This is a genomic window from Nocardiopsis sp. TNDT3 (assembly GCF_003427465.1).
GTDB lineage: Bacteria > Actinomycetota > Actinomycetes > Streptosporangiales > Streptosporangiaceae > Nocardiopsis > Nocardiopsis dassonvillei.
Map to the genome: position 1 here is coordinate 1 of NZ_QPFC01000755.1, position 2,345 is coordinate 2,345.

Annotated in this window: 2 protein-coding genes and 1 pseudogene; 1 reads left to right on the plus strand and 2 read right to left on the minus strand. The window is 71.4% G+C overall.

Annotation, left to right across the window (positions count from 1 at the left end):
• Together DQW06_RS18695 and DQW06_RS18700 are read right to left on the minus strand one after the other, a co-directional pair.
• Window positions 1-355 (minus strand): annotated as a pseudogene (locus DQW06_RS18695) (serine/threonine protein kinase); the annotation flags it as partial.
• Window positions 356-592: 237 nt separating this feature from the next.
• The gene (locus DQW06_RS18700) at window positions 593-946 is read right to left on the minus strand and encodes a helix-turn-helix transcriptional regulator (RefSeq protein ID WP_019606748.1); all 354 of its coding nucleotides are present in this window, start codon (window positions 944-946) and stop codon (window positions 593-595) included.
• 182 nt (window positions 947-1,128) lie between these two features.
• On the opposite strand from DQW06_RS18700, the gene DQW06_RS18705 reads away from it, so the two are divergent.
• Window positions 1,129-2,136 (plus strand): LLM class flavin-dependent oxidoreductase, encoded by a 1,008-nt coding sequence (locus DQW06_RS18705; protein WP_019606747.1) that lies wholly within the window; start codon window positions 1,129-1,131, stop codon window positions 2,134-2,136.
• Window positions 2,137-2,345: the final 209 nt, after the last annotated feature.

Consider the following 2,345-nt stretch of genomic DNA (forward strand, 5'->3'; position numbering starts at 1 on the left):
CGGGGAGGGGGCCGTCCTCGCGCACGCGGCGGGCCAGGTCGGGGCCGGGAAGGTACTGGACCGAGGCCCACGGCCTTCCGTGGAAGGTTCCGCTGGCGCTGACGCCCACGGCGCACACCCCGACGGACCGGCGCAGGAGCGTGATCCTGCGGTCGGGGTCAGCGGCGGGGACCCATTCGGCGTGGGCGACCCTGAGGGCGACCGCCTCACCGTCCGGGGCCACGGCGGCGTAGACCACGCCCATGGTGCTGCCGCCGAGGCGGCCGATCAGCCGGTGACCGCTGATCTCGGCGGGATCGCCCGCGTTGAGCGGGCGCACGTGCGCCGGAAGGGAGGCTGGCGGGTTCGGAGCCATGGGGGGCGCCTTCCACTCTCCTGGGCCGGGGGAACGCGCACTGCCTGGACCGCCGACCCATGGTTGCGTAGACCTGTACCGACCGTACATTCCCGGACGTACCCCGTGTCGGGTCGGTCCACGGGCCTTCCGGGACGCGAGTCACGCATCTGGCACCGGCACCCGGGCAATGGGGAGCCGGGGCCGGACAACGCTCCGTGGTCGGTGGCGGCACGGGCTCCGCCGGTCATCCCGCCGCTACCGGGCCGAAGCGCTCTCCTCATCGGGACGCGGGGCCGTGGCGTCGCGGCACGCCAGCACCGACTCCAGCAGACCGGGGAAGCGTCCCTCGAGCTCCTCGTCGCGCAGCGAGATGAAGCACCGCGTCCCCTCGGTGCGGTTCTGCACCAGGCCGGCGTTGCGCAGGATCTTCAGGTGGTGGCTCAGCGTCGACTGGGCGATGGGCAGGTCGATGTCCTTCCAGGCGTGCTCCCCGTCCATGTCGGCGAGCATCCGCACGAGCCGCAGCCGGGTCGGCTCGGCCAGCGCGGCGAGAACCGTGACCAGTTCCACCTCGTGGAGGGCGGGGTGCGCGTGCTCCCTGGGAGCCAAGGCGGTCCTCCTCATGCGGCGCCCGGCCGGGACCAGGCGAGATTTGGCTCATGGACAGTCGGAAGTGTACCTTCGTAATTCGATGTTCGTCGAATATCGAACGCGCAGGTCGGCCGGGGAAGCGGATCCTCCCGTCACGGCCTCGCAGCCGGACCCGCCACGCAACAGGGGGAAGAGCCACCATGTCCGACGTCGCGCTGTCGGTGCTCGACCACGCCAGCATCGCCGAGGGGTCCACGCCCGGTGACGCGCTGCGTTCCGCCAGGGAACTCGCCCAGCACGCGGAGCGACTGGGCTACAAGCGTTTCTGGCTCTCCGAGCACCACAACATGCAGGCCATCGCGAGCGCTGCCACCTCCGTCTCCCTGGGCTTCATCGCCGAGGGGACCTCGACCATCCGGATCGGGGCGGGCGGTGTCATGCTGCCCAACCACTCGCCCCTGGTGATCGCCGAGCAGTTCGGCACGCTGGAGTCGCTCTACCCGGGACGGGTGGACCTCGGCCTGGGCCGCGCGCCGGGCACCGACCCCCGCACGATGATGGCACTGCGCCGCGACCACAGCGCCTCGGCGACGTTCCCCAACGACGTGCAGGAGCTCCAGGCCTACTTCGAGCCCGCCGAGCCAGGCCAGCCCGTACGCGCCATCCCCGGCGAGGGACTGCGGGTGCCGCTGTGGATCCTGGGGTCCAGCCTCTTCGGAGCCCAGCTGGCCGCGCAGCTCGGCCTGCCCTACGCGTTCGCCTCGCACTTCGCTCCGGACGCGCTGTACGAGGCGTTGAAGGCCTACCGGGAGGCCTTCCGCCCCTCACAGCAGTCGGAGGAGCCGTACGCCATGGCGGGGGTGAACGCCTTCGTCGCCGACACCGACGAGGAGGCCCAGCAGCTGTTCACGACGATGCAGCAGGCGTTCCTCGGCACCCTGCGCGGTGCGCGGGGACGGCTGCGCCCGCCGGTGGAGAACCTGGACACCGCATGGCGTCCGGGGGAGAAGGAACGACTGGACCACATGCTTCGTTACTCGTTCGTGGGTTCCCCGGAAACAGTCCGTCGCAAGCTCGATCTGTTCGTCGCTGACACGGGTGTGGACGAGCTGATGGTGTCGTCGATGATCTACGACCAGAAGGCTCGCCTGCGCTCGTTCGAGCTGCTGGCGGAACTGGCCGACCTCAAGCGTCCGGACCAGGGCTGACCCCACCTCCCCGCACGGGGAGACGGTCAAGGGTGGCGGCGCCGAATCTGTGGGCAGGCAGTGGCGCCGCCTTCCCCGTGCGGGAGTGCCGGGCGGGGTTCGCGTAGAACTCCGCCCGGCGCCTGGCTCCGGAGCGCGGTGAGGCTCCGGGGCGGGCCAGGACGTTCGGGTTGAGGGGTTCAGTCGCCCCCTCCGCCGCCCCCGCCACC

Coding starts and splice junctions, on each gene's coding strand:
- DQW06_RS18705 (WP_019606747.1), top strand. CDS start 1,129: ATGTCCGACGTCGCGCTGTCGGTGCTCGACCACGCCAGCATCGCCGAG.